The sequence below is a fragment of the Tatumella ptyseos ATCC 33301 genome (genome assembly GCF_000735525.1).
Lineage (GTDB): Bacteria > Pseudomonadota > Gammaproteobacteria > Enterobacterales > Enterobacteriaceae > Tatumella > Tatumella ptyseos.
Window position 1 is genome coordinate 57,847 of record NZ_JMPR01000018.1, and the last position, 20,700, is coordinate 78,546.

At 53.7% G+C, this 20,700-nt stretch carries 26 protein-coding genes; 23 read left to right on the forward strand and 3 right to left on the reverse strand.

Annotated features, from left to right (window positions below; translation table 11 throughout):
- The first annotated feature begins 330 nt into the window (after positions 1 to 330).
- The 7 genes from GTPT_RS04500 to GTPT_RS04530 are packed head-to-tail and all read left to right on the forward strand — an operon-like array spanning position 331 to position 6,694.
- The gene (locus GTPT_RS04500) at positions 331 to 1,320 is read left to right on the forward strand and encodes a sigma-54 interaction domain-containing protein (RefSeq protein WP_051170771.1); all 990 of its coding nucleotides are present in this window, start codon (positions 331 to 333) and stop codon (positions 1,318 to 1,320) included.
- Between the two features lie 20 nt (positions 1,321 to 1,340).
- Positions 1,341 to 1,676 carry a flagellar hook-basal body complex protein FliE gene (gene fliE / locus GTPT_RS04505; protein ID WP_025900991.1) on the forward strand — a complete coding sequence of 112 codons (336 nt, stop codon included), beginning with the start codon at positions 1,341 to 1,343 and terminating at the stop codon, positions 1,674 to 1,676.
- Between the two features lie 12 nt (positions 1,677 to 1,688).
- The gene (gene fliF, locus GTPT_RS04510) at positions 1,689 to 3,263 is read left to right on the forward strand and encodes a flagellar basal-body MS-ring/collar protein FliF (protein ID WP_029990519.1); all 1,575 of its coding nucleotides are present in this window, start codon (positions 1,689 to 1,691) and stop codon (positions 3,261 to 3,263) included.
- Positions 3,238 to 4,269 carry a FliG C-terminal domain-containing protein gene (locus GTPT_RS04515; RefSeq protein WP_025900993.1) on the forward strand — a complete coding sequence of 344 codons (1,032 nt, stop codon included), beginning with the start codon at positions 3,238 to 3,240 and terminating at the stop codon, positions 4,267 to 4,269. The genes fliF and GTPT_RS04515 overlap by 26 nt, the downstream gene beginning before the upstream one ends.
- A 12-nt stretch (positions 4,270 to 4,281) precedes the next feature.
- Positions 4,282 to 4,959 carry a FliH/SctL family protein gene (locus tag GTPT_RS04520; protein ID WP_051170774.1) on the forward strand — a complete coding sequence of 226 codons (678 nt, stop codon included), beginning with the start codon at positions 4,282 to 4,284 and terminating at the stop codon, positions 4,957 to 4,959.
- Positions 4,956 to 6,278, forward strand: a complete 1,323-nt coding sequence (locus GTPT_RS04525; protein WP_029990521.1) for a FliI/YscN family ATPase — start codon at positions 4,956 to 4,958, stop codon at positions 6,276 to 6,278. The genes GTPT_RS04520 and GTPT_RS04525 overlap by 4 nt, the downstream gene beginning before the upstream one ends.
- The gene (locus tag GTPT_RS04530) at positions 6,275 to 6,694 is read left to right on the forward strand and encodes a flagellar FliJ family protein (protein ID WP_025900996.1); all 420 of its coding nucleotides are present in this window, start codon (positions 6,275 to 6,277) and stop codon (positions 6,692 to 6,694) included. Before GTPT_RS04525 ends, GTPT_RS04530 begins: the two co-directional genes overlap by 4 nt.
- Here GTPT_RS04530 and GTPT_RS04535 read toward each other — a convergent pair.
- The 3 genes from GTPT_RS04535 to flgA form a co-directional block, all read right to left on the reverse strand.
- The gene (locus tag GTPT_RS04535; protein ID WP_029990522.1) at positions 6,691 to 7,137 is read right to left on the reverse strand and encodes a flagellar protein FlgN; all 447 of its coding nucleotides are present in this window, start codon (positions 7,135 to 7,137) and stop codon (positions 6,691 to 6,693) included. The genes GTPT_RS04530 and GTPT_RS04535 overlap by 4 nt on opposite strands.
- Positions 7,134 to 7,412: a flagellar biosynthesis anti-sigma factor FlgM gene (flgM, locus tag GTPT_RS04540; RefSeq protein WP_025900998.1), complete on the reverse strand. Its 279-nt coding sequence runs from the start codon at positions 7,410 to 7,412 to the stop codon at positions 7,134 to 7,136. Before flgM ends, GTPT_RS04535 begins: the two co-directional genes overlap by 4 nt.
- 65 nt (positions 7,413 to 7,477) lie before the next feature.
- Positions 7,478 to 8,173, reverse strand: a complete 696-nt coding sequence (gene flgA, locus GTPT_RS04545; protein WP_029990523.1) for a flagellar basal body P-ring formation chaperone FlgA — start codon at positions 8,171 to 8,173, stop codon at positions 7,478 to 7,480.
- Positions 8,174 to 8,339: 166 nt separating this feature from the next.
- On the opposite strand from flgA, the gene flgB reads away from it, so the two are divergent.
- The 16 genes from flgB to GTPT_RS04625 all read left to right on the forward strand — a co-directional run bounded on the left by flgB (position 8,340) and on the right by GTPT_RS04625 (position 20,697).
- The gene (gene flgB, locus GTPT_RS04550; RefSeq protein ID WP_025901000.1) at positions 8,340 to 8,687 is read left to right on the forward strand and encodes a flagellar basal body rod protein FlgB; all 348 of its coding nucleotides are present in this window, start codon (positions 8,340 to 8,342) and stop codon (positions 8,685 to 8,687) included.
- Positions 8,688 to 8,705: 18 nt separating this feature from the next.
- Positions 8,706 to 9,128: a flagellar basal body rod protein FlgC gene (gene flgC / locus GTPT_RS04555; RefSeq protein ID WP_025901001.1), complete on the forward strand. Its 423-nt coding sequence runs from the start codon at positions 8,706 to 8,708 to the stop codon at positions 9,126 to 9,128.
- A complete protein-coding gene (locus GTPT_RS04560; protein ID WP_025901002.1) occupies positions 9,125 to 9,781 on the forward strand; it encodes a flagellar hook capping FlgD N-terminal domain-containing protein in 657 nt (218 codons plus the stop codon). Before flgC ends, GTPT_RS04560 begins: the two co-directional genes overlap by 4 nt.
- 33 nt (positions 9,782 to 9,814) lie before the next feature.
- Positions 9,815 to 10,585 (forward strand): flagellar hook basal-body protein, encoded by a 771-nt coding sequence (locus tag GTPT_RS04565; protein WP_029990524.1) that lies wholly within the window; start codon positions 9,815 to 9,817, stop codon positions 10,583 to 10,585.
- On the forward strand, positions 10,585 to 11,316 hold the full coding sequence (gene flgF, locus GTPT_RS04570; protein ID WP_025901004.1) for a flagellar basal-body rod protein FlgF: 732 nt from the start codon (positions 10,585 to 10,587) through the stop codon (positions 11,314 to 11,316). Before GTPT_RS04565 ends, flgF begins: the two co-directional genes overlap by 1 nt.
- 27 nt (positions 11,317 to 11,343) lie before the next feature.
- Complete coding sequence (gene flgG / locus GTPT_RS04575) at positions 11,344 to 12,129, forward strand: flagellar basal-body rod protein FlgG (protein ID WP_025901005.1); 786 nt, start codon at positions 11,344 to 11,346, stop codon at positions 12,127 to 12,129.
- Between the two features lie 9 nt (positions 12,130 to 12,138).
- Positions 12,139 to 12,807, forward strand: a complete 669-nt coding sequence (gene flgH / locus GTPT_RS04580; protein ID WP_025901006.1) for a flagellar basal body L-ring protein FlgH — start codon at positions 12,139 to 12,141, stop codon at positions 12,805 to 12,807.
- A gap of 30 nt (positions 12,808 to 12,837) precedes the next feature.
- Entirely contained in the window at positions 12,838 to 13,911 is a 1,074-nt protein-coding gene (locus tag GTPT_RS04585) for a flagellar basal body P-ring protein FlgI (RefSeq protein WP_029990526.1), read from the forward strand.
- Entirely contained in the window at positions 13,908 to 14,282 is a 375-nt protein-coding gene (locus GTPT_RS04590) for a rod-binding protein (RefSeq protein ID WP_071780116.1), read from the forward strand. Before GTPT_RS04585 ends, GTPT_RS04590 begins: the two co-directional genes overlap by 4 nt.
- Positions 14,282 to 15,631, forward strand: a complete 1,350-nt coding sequence (gene flgK / locus GTPT_RS04595; RefSeq protein WP_029990528.1) for a flagellar hook-associated protein FlgK — start codon at positions 14,282 to 14,284, stop codon at positions 15,629 to 15,631. The genes GTPT_RS04590 and flgK overlap by 1 nt, the downstream gene beginning before the upstream one ends.
- Positions 15,632 to 15,645: 14 nt before the next feature.
- Positions 15,646 to 16,557: a flagellin N-terminal helical domain-containing protein gene (locus GTPT_RS04600; RefSeq protein WP_029990529.1), complete on the forward strand. Its 912-nt coding sequence runs from the start codon at positions 15,646 to 15,648 to the stop codon at positions 16,555 to 16,557.
- Between the two features lie 2 nt (positions 16,558 to 16,559).
- Positions 16,560 to 17,582 (forward strand): hypothetical protein, encoded by a 1,023-nt coding sequence (locus GTPT_RS04605; protein WP_025901011.1) that lies wholly within the window; start codon positions 16,560 to 16,562, stop codon positions 17,580 to 17,582.
- Positions 17,583 to 17,675: 93 nt separating this feature from the next.
- The gene (locus GTPT_RS04610; RefSeq protein WP_025901012.1) at positions 17,676 to 18,539 is read left to right on the forward strand and encodes a flagellin N-terminal helical domain-containing protein; all 864 of its coding nucleotides are present in this window, start codon (positions 17,676 to 17,678) and stop codon (positions 18,537 to 18,539) included.
- Between the two features lie 180 nt (positions 18,540 to 18,719).
- Positions 18,720 to 19,994: a flagellar filament capping protein FliD gene (gene fliD / locus GTPT_RS04615; protein ID WP_029990530.1), complete on the forward strand. Its 1,275-nt coding sequence runs from the start codon at positions 18,720 to 18,722 to the stop codon at positions 19,992 to 19,994.
- 12 nt (positions 19,995 to 20,006) lie between these two features.
- Positions 20,007 to 20,393, forward strand: a complete 387-nt coding sequence (gene fliS, locus GTPT_RS04620; protein ID WP_025901014.1) for a flagellar export chaperone FliS — start codon at positions 20,007 to 20,009, stop codon at positions 20,391 to 20,393.
- 1 nt (position 20,394) lies between these two features.
- Positions 20,395 to 20,697 carry a hypothetical protein gene (locus GTPT_RS04625; protein WP_029990531.1) on the forward strand — a complete coding sequence of 101 codons (303 nt, stop codon included), beginning with the start codon at positions 20,395 to 20,397 and terminating at the stop codon, positions 20,695 to 20,697.
- The last annotated feature ends 3 nt before the right edge of the window (positions 20,698 to 20,700 follow it).

The window sequence follows — 20,700 nt, forward strand, 5'->3', positions numbered from 1 at the left end:
CAGTATCTGATTAGTTATACTTAGCATTAGGCCGGAAATTTTTGGAATCTTATGAGATATTGGTTGCCAGTTGCAAGGGATTTGTTTAGATTTAAATGAGAATTATCCGTTTATTTCTTTAAGGGATGGGCAGTGCTGTTCTTTTAGTCACCTGTAACCTATAAACTATAAAAATATCAGGGGTTTCAGAATCTCTGCTGATAGGTTAGATTAAATAAAAACAAGATCTGTCTGAACCTATTTTATTAGCAATGTTAATGAAATAGGTGTCATTGCTTTGATTTTTCAAAAAATTTAAATAAAAATTCACATTACTTCCGGGAAATATCAATGAGTAGTTATTCTTCAGGGATAAATACTGCTGATGCTGATCTTATTTCATACTCTGCCAGGAGTATGGAAACTTTGCGCATGGCCGAAAAAATGGCCAGAGTCGCTGTGCCGGTATTAATTTATGGTGAATCAGGCACAGGAAAAGAGTGTATTGCGCGTTATATTCACCGCCAGCAATTCGGTACGCTTAGCTCTGCCCCCTATATCGGTGTTAACTGTGCAGCGATCCCTGACAGCCTGTTGGAGGCCACCTTATTCGGTTATGAAAAAGGGGCATTTACCGGTGCTGTGCAATCCATGCCCGGTAAATTTGAACAGGCAAATGGTGGCACATTATTACTGGATGAAATTGGCGATATGCCACTGTCATTGCAAGCCAAGTTATTAAGGGTATTGCAGGAGCAGGAAGTGGAACGTCTGGGCAGTACCCGCCGCATTAAATTATCTGTCAGGATCATTGCGGCCACGCATCAGCATTTACCCACGGCCGTGGCTGAAGGCCGCTTCAGGCAGGATCTGTTCTACCGGCTCGCGGTTTTACCACTGACCATTGCTCCTCTGCGTGAACGGCGTGAAGATATCCTGCCACTGGTCAGTTGTTTTTTAAAAAAATACCGCGCCTTTTCAGCCACGGAAGCCGAATTATCCCCTCAGGTATGTCAGGCGTTACTGGACTACGACTGGCCGGGAAATGTCCGTGAACTCGAAAATAAAATTCAGTGCGGGTTAATTCTGTGTCAGCAAGGCAAGTTAACGCTGGCTGACCTCGGATTACCGGCCCCCGCGGCTCCGTCAGAAAGATCATTACCTCAGCAGAATACCCCCTCTATCCGTCAGATGGGTAAACGGGTCGAGCAACAATATATTCTTGATCTTCTGGAACAATGCGAAGGCAATAAAACACTGACCGCTAAAAAACTGGGGATCACCCCGCGTGCATTACGTTATCGGCTGACATCAATGCGTCAGGCAGGATTGAGTATTTAAGTATCAGGAATAACAAGATCATGGTTTTAGATCCTTTAGTATCGTTATCGACAGCGGTACCCGCATCAAGCCTTAGTGATGTTTCGCCGGTAATTTCGGCAGATGAAGGCGCTTTTCTTCCTGCACTCTCTCAGGAAAGCAGTTTTCAGTCGGTATTGTCGCAATCTGTTTCTCAGGTGAATCAGCTGCAACTGGATGCCGCCTCCAGACAGCAGGCCTTAAATGCCGGGCAAAGCGATGACCTGGCCGGTGCGATGGTGGCCAGCCAGAAAGCGAATATCAGTTTTTCCGCACTCCTGCAGGTACGGAATAAGCTGACCAGTGCCCTGGATGACCTCCTTAATACCCCTCTTTAATTCGGAGCCATCGTGCTTAATTCGCTACAAAGCTGGTTCGCCCGGCAGCAGTTTCCCATCGATACCGTCAAAAAGCCCTGGGTGCTTGCGACCCTGGGTGCAGTATTCAGTCTGCTGATTGTTGCTATTCTCTGGCGTGGTCAGTCTCACTATGTCCCTTTATATGGCACTCATCAGAAAGTCTCTGCGGATGCGGTGGCGAACGCGTTAGCCACTGAACATATTGATTTCCGTGTTAACCCGGATAACGGCCAGATTCTGGTGGCCGATGATGTGCTGCCCCGTGCCCGGATGGTACTGGCCGGTAAAAATATTCAGCCCATGGTCGCCCCGGGTTTCGAACTGATGGATAAGGATGAAATCCTTGGCGCAAGCCAGTATATCCAGAATATCCGTTATCAGCGGGGGCTGGAAGGAGAGCTGGCTCGCAGTATTATGTCGATTCAGGGCGTTGAAGACGCCAGGGTGCATCTGGGCATTCAGGCTGAAAGCGGCTTTGTATTATCCAATCAACCCCCGAGCAGTGCCTCGGTGGTACTGACGCTTTCCGCCGGTGTCCGCTTAACACCGGCTCAGGTACGTGCGATCACCCAGCTTGTGGCGGGCAGTGTGCCCGGTTTACTGGCCACGAATGTCCACGTGGTCGATCAAACCGGGGCGTTGCTGGATGGGACCGTTGATGATCAGTCAGTGTCGGATGACTTGCTGCAGGCGGTCGCCCGGCCGGTGACCAGAAACCTGACGCAACTGCTCGACTCTGCGGTGGGCCATAACAATTATCGTGTGACCGTGATGCCGGCTCTGGATTTACGTAAATCGGAAGAGACGGATGAGGTATTACAAGGGGATCCCAGGGTTCTGGAAGAACAGATCAACAGTGATGATACAGTCCTGGCCCCGGCCTCCGGGGTCCCCGGGACGTTAAGTAACCGTCCGCCAGCCGAAAGTAAGCCTGAAAGTAATGCTAAAACGGCCCAAAATCACAGCCAGACGCAACGTAAATATGCGTATGACCGGCAAATCAGACACATTAAATACCCTGACCAGCAACTGGCTCGTTTACAGGTAGCCGTTGCACTGAATTCCTCCGCCGGAAACATCGCGAAGATGTCTGAGGAGCAGCTTGGTCAGTTAAAAAGCCTGTTAGAAAATGCCGCGGGTATTGATAGTTCACGCGGTGATACGTTATCGCTGGATAAGCTGAGTTTTGTGGCTCCGCCAGCGGTTTCCGTCCCTGTGATTGCCTGGTGGCAGCAACCGGATATTCAGTTCTGGGTCACCCGGGGAGGCATAGGCCTGTTAGCCTTGCTGATGATCGTGCTGGTGATCCGTCCGCGGATGATGGCACGGAAGCAGCAATTACAGACAAATGCTGACAGAACCGGGCCTGCGATGGGCGAGGGCGATGGCAATGCGTCGGCCAGCGGACATCAGTTTGATAATGAAGCTGAGCTGCCGCCACGCGCCTCAGGTATAGAAGATAAAGTGGCTTATTTACAGCAACTTGCTGAGAATGAGACCGACCGGATCGCTGAAGTGATTAAACAATGGATAAATAGTAATGACCGATCCCGCGACAACGTCTAACGTCTCTTTGCTGACACGGCAACGAAACAGTCTCGAGCAGGCGGCGATCCTTTTGCTGAGCATTGGTGAAAATGCCGCGTCAAAAGTGATGCAGAAGCTCTCCCGCGAAGAGGTGATTATTCTGAGTGAAACCATGGCACGCTTACAGGGTGTTAAAGTTTCGCAAGCACACCAGGCCTTTAATCACTTCTTTGATGATTATCGCCAGCAAAGCGGGATCCATGGCGGTTCCCGGATTTACCTGCAAAACATTTTGCAGAAGTCACTGGGGCCGGAAATTGCGATGAGCGTGATGAACCACATTTATGGCGATGCTATCCGTTACCGGATGGCGCGTCTGCAATGGGTGGATACATCGCAGTTATCTGCGCTGATCTGTCAGGAACATGTACAGCTTCAGGCTATCTTCCTGGCCTTTCTGCCGCCCGATGTGGCGGCCGGTGTGCTGGCGATGCAACCCGCGTCCCGCCAGGATGAAATCCTGTTAAGGATCGCCCGTCTGGATGACATTAACCGCGATGTGATTGATGAACTGGATAAGCTCATTGAGCGGGGCATTGCCATTATTTCGGAACATGGCTCCCGTATTACCGGCGCAAAACATGCTGCCAATATTATCAATCGCCTTCCTGAGCAGCAAAATCAGTTGCTGGAGCAACTGAAACAGCAGGATGCTTCGCTGGTGAAAGCCCTGGAAGATCAGATGTATGAGTTCTTTATTCTGAGTCGTCAGAGTGAAGAAACATTACAGCGTCTGTTTGATGAAATTCCGCTGGAAGAGTGGGCCATCGCGCTTAAAGGTGCCGAACCGGTATTACGTAATGCCGTCTTCAGCATTATGCCGAAACGGCAAATCGGTCAGCTGGAGCAGACCTCTGCGCGCCTGGGACCGGTGCCGGTAAGCCGTATTGAGCAGGTCCGCCGTGACATCATGGGCACCCTTCGTCAGCTGGCCGAAGAGGGTGAAATCAGGATCCAGATGTACGCTGAACGTACTGTCGAATAACAGGAGAACCTGATGGATCACTCTTTCAGCCGTTATCGTTTTCCGGCCCTGCGCTCTGAAGAGAGCAAGAGCACTGCCGTATCACCTGCGCCTGAAACGGTATCTCTGGCCGCCCGGGAAACGGCTTTCGAACAAGCGAAAGCCGACGGCTACCGCCAGGGGCTGGCAGAAGGCAAGACTGAGGGATTCTCTCTCGGCCTGAGCGAAGGGAAAGCACAGGGCCTTGCGGAAGGCAGGGCACAGGGACTGGCAGAAAGTCAGTCCCTTTTTCAGCAAGCCTGTGCCCCTCTGGATGCCGCCGCAGAACAGCTTACTGCCTGGTATGCACAAGCCGAAAAACAACAGAATGAAGCCACACTCGCGCTGGTCACCCGTATTGCCGGTCTGGTGATCCGCCATGAAATTACCAGTCGTCCCGAACTGTTACTTTCGCTGATTGAAGACAAGCTGGCCTCCGAGCAACTCAGTGAACACTCCTTTGCGGTTCGGGTGGCTGAAGCCGATTTTGACGCCATTGTTAAGCTTGCCCCTGAAAAACAAGCGGCATGGAATTTACAGTCAGTTCCGGATCTGGCCCGGGGGGAATGTATTATCGATACGGCGGAACAGGAAATTGACCTCGGTTGTCAGCAACGTCTGAACACCTGCCTGGCGACGCTGGAAAAAAGTCTGCAAGAGCCAAATACGTGAAGGGCCTGGATCACGCACTGGCCTCACTGGCGACGGTGCCTCTGAGCCTGGATGCCGGGAAACTTTGCCGGGTCACCGGGCCGCTGATGGAAGTCAGTGGCTGTCCGTTAGCCATTGGTCAGCGCTGTGAAATCGAAACCGCTCACCGGCAGAGAATTGTTGCGGAAGTGGTGGGTTTCAATCGTGAACTGACGTATCTGATGCCTTTGCAGAATCCTTCGGGTTTACACAGTGGTGCCCGCGTCTTCCCTGCCGGCAATTCAGCCGGTCTGGCCATCGGTGAAGAGTGGTTAGGCCGTATTTTCAATGGACTGGGTGAGCCGGTCGATGAGGCTGGCCCTGTCGGTGGCGCATTTGTTGTCCCGGATCAGCTTCCCGCCGTCCCTGCACTGAAACGCAGACCGGTCAGTGACCCGCTGGATGTCGGGATCCGTGCGATCAATGGTTTCCTGACCCTGGGACGTGGTCAGCGCGTCGGCCTGATGGCAGGCAGTGGCGTCGGGAAAAGTGTTTTACTGGGCATGATGGCACGGGCGACAGAAGCACAAATCGTGGTGGTCGGTCTGATCGGTGAGCGTGGCCGTGAAGTGAATGAATTCCTGAATCATAGCCTGGGGGAGCAGGGGCGGAAGAAGGCGATTGTGATTGTTGCGCCCGCGGATGAAAGCCCGCTAATGCGTTTAAAAGCGACCGAACTTTGCCATACCGTGGCGGCTTTTTTCCGTGACCAGGGCTTTCATGTGCTGCTGATGATCGACTCTTTAACCCGTTACGCCATGGCACAGCGTGAAATCGCCTTATCGCTGGGGGAAGCGCCAGCGACCAAAGGGTATCCGGCATCGGTATTTTCGTTGATCCCGCGACTGGTGGAAGCCGCAGGTAATGGCGAAGGCACAGGGAGCCTGACGGCGATTTATACCGTCCTCGCCGAAGGGGATGATCAGCAGGATCCGATAGTCGATGCGGCACGCGCCGTACTCGACGGACATATTGTGTTATCACGTACGCTGGCAGAAGCCGGTCATTTCCCCGCCATTGATATCAGTCAATCCGTCAGTCGCTGTATGAGTCTGGTCGCGTCTGATGATCACCGTCGTGCGGCCAGACAGCTCAGGCAGCAATATGCCCGTTTCAGGGAAATTAAGCCGATGATGGCCCTGGGAGGCTATGTGGCAGGGGCCGATCCTGAGGTGGATCTGGCGGTGGAGCAATCCCCGTCTCTCCATCGTTTTTTACAACAGGAAGATCAGCAACTGAGTTCATTTGCGGACAGCCGGCAGCAATTACTGGCGCTGGCACACGGGACGGCGGGTGAATGAGCCAGACAGATCCGCTGAAGACGCTTGAACGCCTTCGCCGTCAGCAGTTACAACAGTGTCAGCAGCGGGTCAATGAACAGCAGAAGGTCATTCGCGGTATGCAGTCCCGAATCCATACCTTGCAGGAATTTTTGCATGCGCCCGTCAGTCCGCTGACCCATGGCTTAGCCCTGCATAACCAGGAGAATTATGCCCGGGAACTGCGTCAATTGCTCCGCTGGCAGCAGCAGCAGCAGCTTACCGCTGAGCAGGAGTTAGTCCGGCGTCAATCGGCGTTACTGGAAAGTCATTTACAGTATAAGCGGCTGGAAAGTTATGGTCATGAAGTGGCGCGGACCGGATTGCAGCAGCAACACCGGCAGGAGCAAAAGAGTACGGATGCCTTAGCTGCCCTCCGTTTTGCCCGAAAATCCTAAGCGTGCGGGCCTGGCTGATAAAGCCAGGACAGTCCCTCACCCGTCGCAGGCAGGCTGTTCTGTAATATATCGTATTGCATTTCAATGAGTTGCTGGTTATGGCTATTGGCCTGCTGGCAATGCTGCAGTCGCTCTGTCATTTCCTGCCATGCGGATTGCAACGGCTGCCGGGCGCCTTCCGGTAGTTCTGCCAGCAATTGCGTCATGCCCTGCGGGGCTGCGGGTAATCCCAGTAGCTGTAAACCCGCTATGCGCTGTCGGGCATGCTGATGTAACTGCCGGTAGTGTTGCATCAATTGCTGATTCAGTTCGTCGAGTTCAGACTGTGCATACGTCAGGATGGCCTGACGCTGGGCCGATAATATCGCGTTGATCGCGTGCAGATGTTGCCTGTCTGCCAGCAGTTCCGTGCATAGCGTGCGAACCAGGTCAGCCTTACTCATTCAGACCTCTGGTAAAAACCGAGCATAGACCGGGCCAGTCCGTCGCTGTCCGCAGTGAGTTCACCAAGGCTTAAGGCGGCTTTCATTTCGGCGACCTTCGCGCTATCCACCTCCGGCATGGCGGCTAATGTTTGCCGGGCGTCCATCATGGTCTGCTCTGTGGAGGCAGACAAGACTTTCGGGGCAGACGTTTTAATCGCCGTTTCATTATTTTGCGAAGAAATAACGGGGGTATTTACCCTGTCGTTATGCGTCACAGATGTCAGCTTTATCATAAATAATCTCCGTTTCCTGCTTATAACGACGCTGTCTGGCTATAAATTAAGTGGCAGCCCCTGATTTATTCAATGGCTCTGACGCTGACCTGTTGTTCATTGATGACCTTGCCGATAAGCACCCGGCCGCTGCTGCTGTTTTTTACCTTAATGATCGCCCCTCTGACACCATTTTGCAAAGCAACCCCCGGCGCGGAAAGCTCCAGGCCCGGCTGCCGGATCAGTAAGGTGACCGGCTGCTCACGACGGATCAGTAAAGGCGCTTTTAACACACTGAGCGTCAACGGTTGCCCGGCGGGCAGTGAACGCTTCAGCGCCATCTGCATAATATCTTCTGCGCGTGTCAGGATCTCGGGCCGTTGTCCCGGCAGGATCTGTACCTTCGTCATTTTTGTATTATCAGGGCTAAGCACGGTGCCGGCAGGCAGGTCGTCTGCGGTGACAATCGCCTGCAGCGTAATACTGCTTATGGCTTCGGCCCGGGTCTTCCAGCTTCCCGCGGGGTCGGCACAGCTGATCAACAACGGGAAACGTGTCACCGGTGCATTTCGTGCCGGCGCACTGAAGGTAAGTCCGGAAGGGCAGGGTTGCAGCCGGTTCTCCCCGGTAAAAAAAGAGACCTTCGGCCGGACGGTGACCTGCTGCCAGCCTTGTTGCAGGGCATAAGCCCGTACCTGCTGTCCGACCCACTGCTCCGCCTGCGTTTCGACAGACGTCTCGCTACGGGCAGCCAGCGGGGAAAACATCAGCAGTATCGTCATCAACCGGCAGGAAATTCCCCGGACGTCCGGGCGGAAGTTTCTTTTCCTCATTGGCCGCGGCATTATTTTAACCTTATGAATTTATTATTTAAAATATTATTTTATTTCTGGCATGTAAATTGCATTCAGACTGCGAAAGTTTCTGAATAACACAGGCAAGATTCTGATGAGTATCTCTTTCGATCGGGCGTTGGGTAATAGCCCTCAGGCTATCGATCTACGGCTACAACGTGCCGAAATCCTCAGTGCAAACTTAGCGAATGCGGATACGCCCGGTTTCCAGGCTAAAGATATTGATTTTGCCGCTGAGATGCAACGGCAGCAAGGCAGTACCCTGCCGCAGGTGGCAGAAACGCTGTACCGGATACCGCAGCAGGCGAGCGCCGACGGGAACACCGTCGAATTACATAACGAGCAAACGGCTTTTGCCAGCAACAGTCAAAGCTTTCAGATGAGCCTCACCTTTTTAAATATGCAATTCGGCAACCTGCGGAGCGCAATTGAAGGCAAGTAACGGCCAGGAGACCTAATCATGGGATTTAATGCCATCTATCAGATTGCGGGCTCTGCCATGAATGCGCAGATGATCCGCCTTAACACGGTCGCCAGTAATCTGGCCAACGCCGATACCGCCGCGGGTTCCGCAGAGAGTGTTTATAAGGCACGGCAGCCGGTCTTCAGTGCGGTACTTGACCAGTCCATGGGGTCAGACGGAGCCTCTGCCAGTGTTGCCGTGACGGCCATTACCGAACAACCGGGGGCCATCGCCCGCTATGAACCTCATCATCCGCTGGCCGATGCGAAGGGATATGTCTATTACCCCGAGGTCAATACGGTGGATGAAATGGCCGATATGATGTCGGCGAGCCGGAGCTTTGAAACCAATGTGGATGTGCTGAGTAATATTAAAAGTATGCAGCAAAGCCTGCTCAGACTGGGGGAAGGTAACTCATGAATATCAGTACCAGTACAACGGCGACCGGCACGACCGGCAGCACCACGGCCTCAGCGTCCGGGGCCGGGAGTCAGATCAGCGATATGTTTTTGCAACTGCTGGTGGCTCAGATTCAGAACCAGGATCCGACCAATCCTACGGATGGTAAAGAATATGTCAGTCAGCTGGCACAACTGAGCCAGGTGCAATCGATGGACAGTATGACCAGCCTGATGACCGGTACGTCGCGGCAGGTCAGTTCTCTGCAAAAACAAAGCATTGGTGCGCTGACCGGGCAGTCTGTCATGGTGCAGGCCGACTCGCTGACAACGGACGGAACCACCGCCATCAGCGGACGGACCACCCTCAGCCATGCCGCTTCGCAGGTGACGCTGACCCTGACAGACAGCAGCGGTCACGCGTATCCGGTGTCTCTGGGATCTGCGGCGGCCGGTGATGTCAGCTTTACTCTGGATCCTGCGGCCGCGGGCTTACCTGCAGGCACCTATAGCCTGAGTGTCACTACGGATAACGACCAGAGCGGATTAACCGCTGAACTGGCAGGAACGGTCAAATCCGTCCGTTTCCCGTTATCCGGCAGCGATCCCATCCTGAATATTCAGGGGCTGGGAGATGTCAGCTACAGCGCAATTACACAATTCAGCATGGCTTAACGCGGTTTATCGACGACCAGAGGAAAACAGATCATGAGTTTTAATATCGCTATTCGTGGATTAAATGCGGTCAGCGCCCAGCTAAACACGATTTCCAACAATATTGCCAATGCCGATACTGTCGGCTTCAAATCAGGACGGGAGAACTTTTCCGCTCTGTATGTGAATGGCACCGGTAACGGTGTGCTGGACCAGGGCGCTCAGCAAAGTATCGATGCGAACGGGTCATTAGTGAGCAGCTCCAGCAGCCTGGATATGGCCATCAGCGGTAAGGGTTTCTTTGTATTACATGATTCCAATGGCAGCCAGAAATTCAGCCGCGCAGGTTACGTACAGGTCGATAAAGACGGGAAGCTGGTCAATAACACCGGCTTACAGTACGAGGGGTACCAAAACGGAGCGACAACGGGCGCCGTATCGCCGATTAAGGTGCCACAGACAAATGGTGAATATGATCTGAGCGGCGTCAGTCTGGATGAGCAGGGAAATGTTCAGGCGACTTATACGGATGGTTCAAAACTCACCGCAGGTCAGGTGGCACTGGCCAGTTTTCCGAATGAAGACCAACTACAGGCGGAAGACGGCACCACCTGGAGCGCGACCGGGGAGTCCGGCGCAGCACAGTTCGGTGTTGCACAAAGCGGTGTGCTGGGCAGCCTGCATAACGGTTCGTTAGAGTCCTCCAACGTTGATCTGACCGGCGAACTGGTCAACCTGATGAGTGCCCAGCGCAACTATCAGGCGAATACCAAAGTGATCAGTACCGATAGCAGCATGTTCACCGCCTTATTCCAGGCCATCTGATGGATCGCTTATTGTACACCGCGCTCAGCGGGGCCAGTGTGGCTCAGCAGGAGCAGCAGATCCATGCGAACAACCTGGCAAATGTCAATACAGAAGGCTTTCGTGCTGACCTGGCATTAGCGCAGCAGCAGGCTTTATCGGCTAATCCCGGAGAAACACGGGTGATGAACAGCGAAAGCCCTTCCGGGGTCGATCTGTCTGCCGGTGCCATTCAGGCCACCGGCCGGAACCTGGATGTGGCGATCCAGGGGCAGGGGTATCTGACCGTAGTGACGGGAAAAGGCGAAGCTTTTACCCGTGACGGCCAGCTGACCATTGATTCTCAGGGGCAAATGTATGCTCACGGGTATCCGGTCGCCGGGGATAACGGGCCGGTGATCCTGCCACCGTTTTCGTCGGTCAGTATCGGTCAGGACGGCATTATTTCTATTGTTCCGCAGGAAAGCGGTAACACGACGCCCGTCGACGTCGATCGCCTCAGGCTGGTTAACCCCCCGGCTTCGTCGTTATCTAAAAATGAGCAAGGGCTGCTGGTCAGCTCTCAGCGTAATAATCCCGCCGATGAAGGTGTCCGGGTCGTCTCCGGGCATCTTGAGAGCTCGAACGTGTCTGCCGTCGGGGAAATGCTCGCCAGTATGTCGGTTAACCGGCAGTTTGAAGCGCAAATTAAAATGATGAAAACCGCCGATGATTTAGCCTCAGCGGGTAATCAGCTGCTGAGAAACAGCTAATCTGCAGCGTTAACATGAGAAGCGATAATGAATCCTGCATTGTGGATCAGTAAAACCGGATTAAGTGCACAGGATGCACGTCTGACAACCATTTCCAATAACCTGGCAAACGTTAATACCACGGCGTTTAAAAAGGATCGCACGCTGTTTGCCGATCTTTTCTATCAGAATCAGCGATCTGCCGGCAGTCCGCTGGATCAGCAGAACACGACGCCCACCGGCACACAATACGGGACCGGGGTTAAAATTGTCGGCACGCAGAAAGAGTTCAGTGTGGGCAATATCCAGAACACCGGGCAGAAATTAGATGTGGCGATCACCGGGGACGGGTTCTTCCAGGTGCAGCTCGCCAACGGGGATACCGGGTATACCCGGGCGGGGAATTTCCAGCGTAATCAGGACGGCGTCCTGACCACGGCGGAAGGCTTACCGTTACAGCCGGAAATTACTATCCCCGCTAATACGACAGATATCCAGATAGGCAAAGACGGCACCGTCAGAGCCACGGTTGCCGGTGAGACCGATCCGCAGGAGCTGGGGCAACTGACACTGGTGAATTTTATGAACCCGGCCGGGCTTTCAGCCCAGGGGGATAACCTTTATCAGGCAACGGCAGCCAGTGGAGATGCGACGGAAGGAACCCCCGGTGAAGATGGTCTCGGTCAGCTTGAACAGGGCGCGCTGGAAGGCTCGAACGTGCAGGTCGTTGAAGAAATGGTGGATATGATCACGGTGCAACGAGCATATGAGATGAATGCCAAAATGGTCTCTGCGGCAGATGACATGCTGAAATTTGTGACCCAGACGCTATAGGGACGACGGATGCGCTATTCATTACTGATTTTCTGGGGACTGTGTTGCTTACTGACGGGCTGTGAAAGCTCACCTTATTTAGTGAGAAAAGATGACGCGGCCTATGCTCCGCCGGATGAAATTATGGCTCCGGAGCCGGCAGTTCACGGAGGCGGTTTATACAGTACCGGATTTAACTGGTCGCTGACCCAGGATCGCCGCGCCTATCGTGTCGGGGATATCCTGACGGTCAAACTGGATGAAGCGACACAGGCGAGTAAGCAGGCGAAAACCGGGTTTGATAAGAAGAATGATACCACTTTCGGGATCCCGAATATCTTCGGACATTCGGTGAACAGCCTGTCAGCCTCCGTCGACGGAGACCGGACGTTTAACGGTAACGGTAGTTCACAACAGCAGAACAGCCTGAAAGGCTATATTACGGTCGCGGTTTATCGTGTGCTGCCGAATGGCGTATTAGTGATCCGCGGTGAGAAATGGCTGACCCTGAATCAGGGCGATGAATATATTCGTGTCACCGGCCTGGTTCGGGCGGATGATATTGACCGCGATAATTCGGTAAATTCACAACGCATTGCCAACGCCCGTATTTCCTATGCGGGACGAGGTGCGCTGAGTGATGCTAACAGCGCCGGCTGGTTAACGCGTTTCTTTAACCATCCGCTCTTCCCGATGTAAGGAGTCAGGGTGCGTATCTTTCTGAGTATTATGTTTTTTTTTGCCGGGGTGAATGTGGCCAGCGCGGCACGGTTAGGTGATTTAGTGGATGTGGAAGGTATCCGCGGTAATCAGCTGATTGGTTATAGCTTAGTCGTGGGACTGGACGGTACCGGCGATAAAAATCAGGTGCGGTTCACCAGCCAGTCAGTGACGAATATGTTACGTCAGTTCGGGGTTCAGCTCCCGGCGAAGGTCGACCCTAAAGTTAAAAATGTGGCTGCTGTTGCTGTCAGTGCTGTACTGCCTCCAGGATATAGCCGGGGGCAGTCGATTGATGTCACGGTCTCTTCCATCGGGGATGCTAAAAGCCTGCGAGGCGGCACATTGCTTCTGGCGCAGCTACGGGGCGCTGATGGCGAAATTTATGCGCTGGCTCAGGGAAATGTCGTTGTTGGCGGAACCCAGGCACAGGGGAATAGCGGTTCAAGTATTACGGTGAATACCCCGACGGCGGGCCTGATCCCTAACGGAGCCACGGTCGAACGAGAGATACCGACTGACTTTCAAAGTAATGACAAGGTCTATCTGAGCCTTCATCTTCCGGAATTTAAGACGGCCAATAATATTGTGAATGCGCTGAACGGAACCTTTGGTGAGGGGACGGCCACGGCGGAAAGTGCGACCCGTATTGCTGTCAATGCGCCCCGCAGCCCCGGCGCGCGCGTGGCATTTATGTCTGCGCTGGAGGATGTTTCGGTCACGCCAGGCCGGATGTCACCCCGGGTGGTCTTTAATTCACGTACCGGAACGGTGGTTATCGGCGAAAATGTGGTGGTACATGCCGCTGCGGTTTCCCACGGAAACCTGACGGTGACTATCCGTGAGTCGGCGAATGTCAGCCAGCCATCGGCCCTCAGTGGCGGACGAACTGCCGTGACCCCGCAAAGCGAATTACGGGTCAGCCAGGGCAGTGGTCACAGTGTGGTGATCCCGACCGCGACCACACTGAGAAGTATTGTGAATGCCTTAAACGGGTTAGGTGCCTCCCCGGACGACATTATGTCAATTTTACAGGCGCTTCACGAAGCGGGTGCACTCGATGCCGAACTGGTGGTGATATGAAGTTAATGCCGACCTCCGGCCCCGGGCTGGCTGAGGCGCTGTTACCCGGCGATATCGGGACACAGCGTAAGCCTCAGAATCTGTCTCAGGCCGCAGAACAATTTGAGGATCAGTTTCTGCGGCAGATGATTAAAGAGATGCGGCAGGCGACGCAGGCGCTGGTCCCGGACTCCCCGCTGGACAGTAAGCAGCAGGGAATGTGGCGGGATTTTTATGATGATCAGCTCAGTGCACAGTTAGCGGCAACGCATTCGACCGGACTTGCCGAAATGATCGTAAAACAGCTATCACCTGCCGTCGCCCCTTCAGATAAGGCATCGCCGGGTCGTTCTGTTATTACAGGGACTACTACGGCGGATAAAGGCGCGTGATGAACTTATTCACTATTGCTTCTCAGGGAGCACAGGCAGCACAGAATCAACTGTCGGTTGCGGCAGGGAATATTGCCAACCAGCAAACGGCAGGGTATTCACGTCAGCAGGTAAGCCAGAGCGCGACGGTGGTTTCTCAGACCGGCAGCGGGGTGAAAACCAGTGATGCCGCGAGGGTCACGGACCAGCACATTAATCAGGCACTGTGGCAGAGCCAGACGGCGGCAGGATATTATCAGTCGATGAATAGCTGGGGGACATCCCTGGAGCAGGTGATCTCGACGGACAGTACACAACCCGGCACGCTGCTGACGACCTTTTTTAACTCATTGAGTGCCCTGACCAGTCAGCCCGATTCCACGGCGTATCGCCAGCAGCTATTGAGCAGTGCCTCCGGTGTGGCCTCCGGGTTGTCACAGACGGCAGAAACCCTGGCCGGGCAGCAAACCAGCATCACTGACCAGCAGAGTGCGGCAACGCAGCAAATTACACAGATTTCTGCCGGGATAGCCGCGCTTAATAAGCAAATTCAGCGGATTGGCCCCGGTGCAGAGAGTAATACTCTGCAGGACCAGCGGGATCAGCAAGTCAAATCACTCAGTAGCCTGATGTCAGTTTCCGTTGAGAAAACATCAGAAGGAAGTTATCACCTGACGGCGGCCAACGGAGCCACGCTGGTGGACGGGGATCAGGCGGCTACCGCGACTTCAGTTCAGAATGAACAGGGCGTCCGGGAACTCCGGCTCAGCCTCAACCAGCAGACCTCCACCGTGACGGAGAATGTCGGTGGACAACTGGGCGCACTCTATGACTACCAGCAACAGGTACTGTCTCCGTTGCAAACCCGGGTGTCGGGATTAATGCAGTCAGTCAGCGACCAGGTGAACAGTACCCTGGCAAAAGGCTATGACCTGAACGGGCAGTCCGGGGGCGCTCTGTTCTCGGTGGACACCAGTAGCAGCGGGGTGATGAGTTTAAAAACGACGGCGTTACAGGCCAGTGAACTCGGGCTGTCGGCAAGTAAAGACAGCCCGGCCAACGGCGATAATCTGCAGGCATTACTGGCTCTGCAGACCGCGAGCGGACAGACACAGAACAGCAGCTTAGCGGATCAGGCCAGCGGGATCACCAGTACTCTGGCGCTGGCCAACAGCCAGAGCAGCAGTCAGCTGACCGCCGCCACCGCCGTGAACGACCAGTGGCAGCAGCAACGGGACAATCTGAGCGGGGTGAATAAGGACGAAGAGGCAGTGAACCTGCAAACGTACTTACAATCTTACCAGGCCAATATGAAAGTGATGACGGTGGGTAATCAATTGTTCGCTGATTTACTGAACGCATTCAGTTAACGGAGAGATATCGCATGAGGATCAGTAGTCTCAGTCAGCCACAGTGGATGTTATCTGCCCTGGAAAACGGCAACAGCCAGATCCAGAAGCTGTCAGATCAGTTATCGACCCAGCAGAAGCAGTCATTGCCTTCAGAGGATCCGCTGAATGCATCACGCACCGCGGCCCTGCAACAGCAACAAGCAGTGACTGCCCAGTATCAGCAGAATATCACCGCCGTCACGGGCTCACTCACCAGCCAGGAAACACTGCTGACCAGCATCAATAACCAGGTACTGGCACTGCAGGATCAGTTCCGCAGCATGAACAATGCCTCTCATACAGGTGCTGAAAACCCGGGGTATGCGGCGCAGATTGGCAGTCTGACGGACGGGATTGTCAGTCTGTTAAACAGTCAGGATGCCAACGGACATTATCTGTTCGCAGGGACCAATAATACGCAGCCACCGGTGGTGAAGGTGGATGGCCAGTATCAGTGGCAGGGCAATAATCAGACACAGTCTGTGCAGGTGGGTCAGCAACAATGGATAGCCGGTAACACGGATGCCGGCACACTGTTTTCTTCCGGGGAGGATGCGATGGGCTTTCTTAATCAGCTCACGACCTTACAGACATCGCTGACGCAGACCGGCAGTAACGCCACCCCGGATAGCGGGACACTCGGCGAACTTATCCGGCAAAGCAGTGATATCTCGGACAGAGTCAGTAGTGCGGTGTCCTCCATTGGTTCACGGCAAAATCAGCTCACCCGGCTGACAAATGTCTATACCGATCTTACCACCGCCAATAGTGGAGTATTGAGTAGCTTACAGAGTACCGATACTGCGCAGACGACCTTACAACTGCAATCCTGGTTACAGACCGTGGAATACAGCAGTAAAGCGTACAGTCTGATGAATCAGTTCTCCTTATTTGACGAAATGTAATCATGTTATCCCCCATTATCTCCGGCGCCCCGGGGCGTCTTCGTACCGGTGATATCGGTGCCCGTCCGGGGGGTATCCCGGCCACACCGACAGCAGAAGTGATTGAACGACTGTCACCGTCGCACCGGGGACTTCGTTTCCCGGACGAACTGTTGATCAGTCGTGACCCGCAACGTTTTAATACCTTTCTGAACCAGCAAATTACGGCAGTACAGCGCGCCAGTGATTATCTCGGAGAAACGGAACTGGCTCTGCGTCAGCTGGCCAGGCCGCTGGAAAGTGAAAAACGGTACCGGCAATTACAGCGTGCCAGGCAGTGGGTGGCCCGTCGCGCTCTGCTGTCGGGTGGCACGATTGACCGGAATTTTCAGCCCTGCCTCGACAGACCCGCTCGGGTGATTTTCCAGTGCCCGCCATTGCAGGCGTTACTGTTTACGGAGCAGCGAGAGGTCATCACTTTTGCGCTGGGGGAAGGCACCTTCCGGCATTGGTCTTCGCTGGTGATTGAGCCGGAGATGCCGCTGACACAGCGTATTTTCACACTCAACAGAGCGCTGGGGCAATCACACATCTGGTGCCACTATGAACTGGCTGAACAGCGTCTGCTATTTACGGTACCGGAGGATCGCTGGGCGTCGTTAAGCCATTGGGCCGTCAGGGGAGGCGGCGTCTGTTTTCCGGCGGACAGCTTAACCTTACTGCAACCGCAGCCCCTGCTCAGTTTTGAACAGCAGTTACAGGACTTACTGACCGGCAACCCCGGGTCACTCCCTCTGACGGCAGAGCAGGCAGTACGCCACCTGCAGAGTGAACGACAGAAACTGCATGTTTCGCGGCAGCAGGTAGACAGTCAGCTGGCACAGCGACCGGCGCTACTGGATGCCTTAAAAGCACAATCACTGGCTGAACATTTACGTGTGCAGCTTGCAGGCTATCGCGGAGACTATCGCGGTTTAAATCAGGCACTGGCCTGTCAGGCAAACCTGCCGCTGGCGCTGGTCTGTCAGCTGGTGGATAGCCGGTAAAATATTTTTTTACCCGGCCCTTTATTTTATGGATCGGCGGGTCGTTTTTACTCAGTGTTATCAGGTTAATACCACTTTTAAAGGAGCCTTCAGATGGCCATTACACTGTTTACAAACTCATCCGCGATGTCAGCCAGTAATGCATTGCAAAAAGCCAACACCACGCTGTCCAGTGCTATGGAGCGTTTAGGCACCGGTAAGCGTATCAACTCTGCGTCTGATGATGCGGCAGGCCTGCAGGTCGCGACCCGTTTACAGGGCCAGACCAACGGGATGGCGGTCGCTCAGCGTAATATCTCTGATGCTTCCACCATGCTGCAAACCGGCGAAGGTTCAATGGATGAAGTCAGCAACATCATGTATCGCATGAAAGACCTGGCGACTCAGGGCGCGAGTGATACCAACACCGCAGAAAGCCGTAAAGCGATCGATGCCGAGATGACCAGCCTGAATACCGAACTGGGCAGCATTATGAGCAACACCTCATACGCGGGTGACAATCTGTTCACTGCTAAAGCCGATGGTACCAAGGCGAAAATGACTCAGGCGATGACCTTCCAGACCGGTTCTGAGCAAGGGGAAACCACCAGTGTCGATGTCAGCAGCCAGCTGAGCGCGGTCCAGACCAGCATCACCGGCTTAGCGTCAGCATCGGTTTCCGGCGACGATGGTACTAAAAATGCGAACGCCCTGATCGATACCCTGAACACCGCGCTGGATAACGTTTCCAGCTTACGCTCTGCATTCGGTGCCTCTATTAACGGGTTAAGCCACGCTTCTGCGAACCTGACCAATATGAAAGATAATACCGACCAGGCGTTGGGTAACATCCAGGATGCGGACTTTGCTTCTGAAGCCTCAACCATGACCCGCAGCCAGATGCTGGCACAGACCAGTACTTCCATGCTGAAACAATCTAACAGCATGTCCAGCCTGGTGATGAGTATCTTAGGCTAAGTGATCTCCGGTGAATCCCCCGGGTATTGACCGGGATCCTTCCTCCTGATTGTTAAAGCGGAAAGTCTCTTTCCGCTTTGTTCTTCTCTCATCGACCGGTACCGCGACTTTAATTATTGGCATGATTTTTGCTTAAACAGTTGCCTTGCGTTGATGAGTCTCTTTGCGGATGTAGCCATAATGACCGATATCAGTTCACTTGACCCGACAACACTGGCCACTCAGATGGCTGGTTATGATATCCAGGCGGCGAAGAATGCGGCGACGGCTCAACAGACGACGCTGACGACGCAGACCACGAACCTGAGTAAATTAAAGACAGCGTTAACCACGTTTCGCAGCAGCCTTGCCAGTCTGAACACGTCAACGCAGGGGATGCTGAACAATAGCGCGACACTCAGTCAGTCGTCAGTAGCCACCGTGACCACCACCTCACAGGCAAACCGGGGCACCTATAACCTGACCGTGAGTCAGCTGGCCTCGGCCCAGCAAACGGCTTATACCGGGCTTACCGATGACATGATGAAGCAGGCCACCGGAACACTGTCGCTGTCGGTACAGGGAAAAAGTATGTCAGTCGATATGAGCAGTGTCTCATCGCTGGCCGACTTTGCCGATGCGGTGAATCAGTCTTCCGATAATCCCGGCGTGACGGCATCGCTGATAAAAACTGACGGCAAAGTACAGTTGATGTTAAGCAGTGACGAAAGCGGTACTGCCAACGAGATCCTGCTGGATACTCAGCAACTGGATAGCCAGAGCGCCGGGGCATTCGCTCAGGGGACGCAGATCTCGGCGGCACAGGACGCCAAAGTGAGTATCGGATCGCTGGCGCTGACCAGCAGCTCGAATAAACTGGACTCCCTTATTCAGGGGGTCACGATTAATCTGCAGTCGGTCACCGCGGCAGATACCCCGCTGACGCTTACTGTAGGCACAGATACCAGCGGCACTCAGAGCAATTTGCAGAGTTTTGTGGATGCCTATAACACTCTGCGCAGCGTCTTAGATACTCAGGGATCCGCCAGTGGCGGTAATGACGGCTTAGTGTCGTCACTGACAACCACCCTGAATAGCCAGATCCGTACTCAGGTCAACGGACTCGATATGACCAGCTTCGGGATCACATCGGATAAAGACGGCAAGCTGACATTAAACAGTGACACCCTGAAAACGCAACTGGCGAAGAACCCGCAATCGATCAATACCTTTTTTAATAGTCAGGGGTTACTGAACACCCTTGATAAAACGATGAACAGCTACCTGAGCACCAGCCAGGGCGTATTACAGAGCCGGCAGGCGGTACTGGATCGTCAGCAATCGGATTTAACCGATCGGCAGGACAAAATTACGACACGCTATAACGATGCTTACAACCGCTATTTATCACAGTTCACCCGGCTGAAAAGTTCGATGCAGGAGATGAACAGTACGTTAAGTAGTCTTTTAAGCTGATGAGAATTCATTATGTACGATAACGACACCCACGGCAGTTACGATTATCAGTCTGCGGATTTAGAAAGGCAGGTCGCCACCGCGACGCCCCATCAACTGGTACTCATTATGTTTAACGGGCTGATGGATGAGTTAATCAGGGCTAAAAGCCATATCCAGGCAAAACGCTATGCGCAAAAGGCGCAGAGTATCAATCGTTGCATCGATATTCTTAATGCGTTAAGCAGCGCGTTAAATTACGAACAGGGCGGAGAGTTAGCAAAAACGCTCGCCAGTTTATATGACTACTGCGTGCGCTGTTTATACGAAGCCAGCCACCAGTTATCCGTGGATAAGGTCAGTGAAGTGGAACGCTTATTAGGCGAAATTGAAGCCGGATGGCGGGAAATGGCGCAGTAATATGGATAATCAGCACTTGCCAGACGCATCGCTGGACACACTGTTAGAGGCATTGTCCGGGGCTATCCGCCTGCAGGACTGGCAGGCGTTATCGCGTATTAATCGTCAGATTACGGTCAGCTTCCCGCGGGGGAGTCTTTCTGCCACTCAGCAGCAGCAGTTGCGGACAGTTTATCAGGCCGGGCTGGCCCAATGTCAGCGTGATGCCGACGACCTGTGGCACAAAATACAGCAAACGCTGGCAGAGCGTGAAGCGATGGCGGCCTATGCCTGCTTTGCGGATCAGGACAGTTTTGCAGGATGAATC

Coding starts and splice junctions, on each gene's coding strand:
- GTPT_RS04500 (WP_051170771.1), top strand. CDS start 331: ATGAGTAGTTATTCTTCAGGGATAAATACTGCTGATGCTGATCTTATT.
- fliE (WP_025900991.1), top strand. CDS start 1,341: ATGGTTTTAGATCCTTTAGTATCGTTATCGACAGCGGTACCCGCATCA.
- GTPT_RS04515 (WP_025900993.1), top strand. CDS start 3,238: ATGACCGATCCCGCGACAACGTCTAACGTCTCTTTGCTGACACGGCAA.
- GTPT_RS04520 (WP_051170774.1), top strand. CDS start 4,282: ATGGATCACTCTTTCAGCCGTTATCGTTTTCCGGCCCTGCGCTCTGAA.
- GTPT_RS04530 (WP_025900996.1), top strand. CDS start 6,275: ATGAGCCAGACAGATCCGCTGAAGACGCTTGAACGCCTTCGCCGTCAG.
- GTPT_RS04535 (WP_029990522.1), bottom strand. CDS start 7,137: ATGAGTAAGGCTGACCTGGTTCGCACGCTATGCACGGAACTGCTGGCA.
- flgM (WP_025900998.1), bottom strand. CDS start 7,412: ATGATAAAGCTGACATCTGTGACGCATAACGACAGGGTAAATACCCCC.
- flgA (WP_029990523.1), bottom strand. CDS start 8,173: ATGACGATACTGCTGATGTTTTCCCCGCTGGCTGCCCGTAGCGAGACG.
- flgB (WP_025901000.1), top strand. CDS start 8,340: ATGAGTATCTCTTTCGATCGGGCGTTGGGTAATAGCCCTCAGGCTATC.
- flgC (WP_025901001.1), top strand. CDS start 8,706: ATGGGATTTAATGCCATCTATCAGATTGCGGGCTCTGCCATGAATGCG.
- GTPT_RS04560 (WP_025901002.1), top strand. CDS start 9,125: ATGAATATCAGTACCAGTACAACGGCGACCGGCACGACCGGCAGCACC.
- GTPT_RS04565 (WP_029990524.1), top strand. CDS start 9,815: ATGAGTTTTAATATCGCTATTCGTGGATTAAATGCGGTCAGCGCCCAG.
- flgF (WP_025901004.1), top strand. CDS start 10,585: ATGGATCGCTTATTGTACACCGCGCTCAGCGGGGCCAGTGTGGCTCAG.
- flgG (WP_025901005.1), top strand. CDS start 11,344: ATGAATCCTGCATTGTGGATCAGTAAAACCGGATTAAGTGCACAGGAT.
- flgH (WP_025901006.1), top strand. CDS start 12,139: ATGCGCTATTCATTACTGATTTTCTGGGGACTGTGTTGCTTACTGACG.
- GTPT_RS04585 (WP_029990526.1), top strand. CDS start 12,838: ATGTTTTTTTTTGCCGGGGTGAATGTGGCCAGCGCGGCACGGTTAGGT.
- GTPT_RS04590 (WP_071780116.1), top strand. CDS start 13,908: ATGAAGTTAATGCCGACCTCCGGCCCCGGGCTGGCTGAGGCGCTGTTA.
- flgK (WP_029990528.1), top strand. CDS start 14,282: ATGAACTTATTCACTATTGCTTCTCAGGGAGCACAGGCAGCACAGAAT.
- GTPT_RS04600 (WP_029990529.1), top strand. CDS start 15,646: ATGAGGATCAGTAGTCTCAGTCAGCCACAGTGGATGTTATCTGCCCTG.
- GTPT_RS04605 (WP_025901011.1), top strand. CDS start 16,560: ATGTTATCCCCCATTATCTCCGGCGCCCCGGGGCGTCTTCGTACCGGT.
- GTPT_RS04610 (WP_025901012.1), top strand. CDS start 17,676: ATGGCCATTACACTGTTTACAAACTCATCCGCGATGTCAGCCAGTAAT.
- fliD (WP_029990530.1), top strand. CDS start 18,720: ATGACCGATATCAGTTCACTTGACCCGACAACACTGGCCACTCAGATG.
- fliS (WP_025901014.1), top strand. CDS start 20,007: ATGTACGATAACGACACCCACGGCAGTTACGATTATCAGTCTGCGGAT.
- GTPT_RS04625 (WP_029990531.1), top strand. CDS start 20,395: ATGGATAATCAGCACTTGCCAGACGCATCGCTGGACACACTGTTAGAG.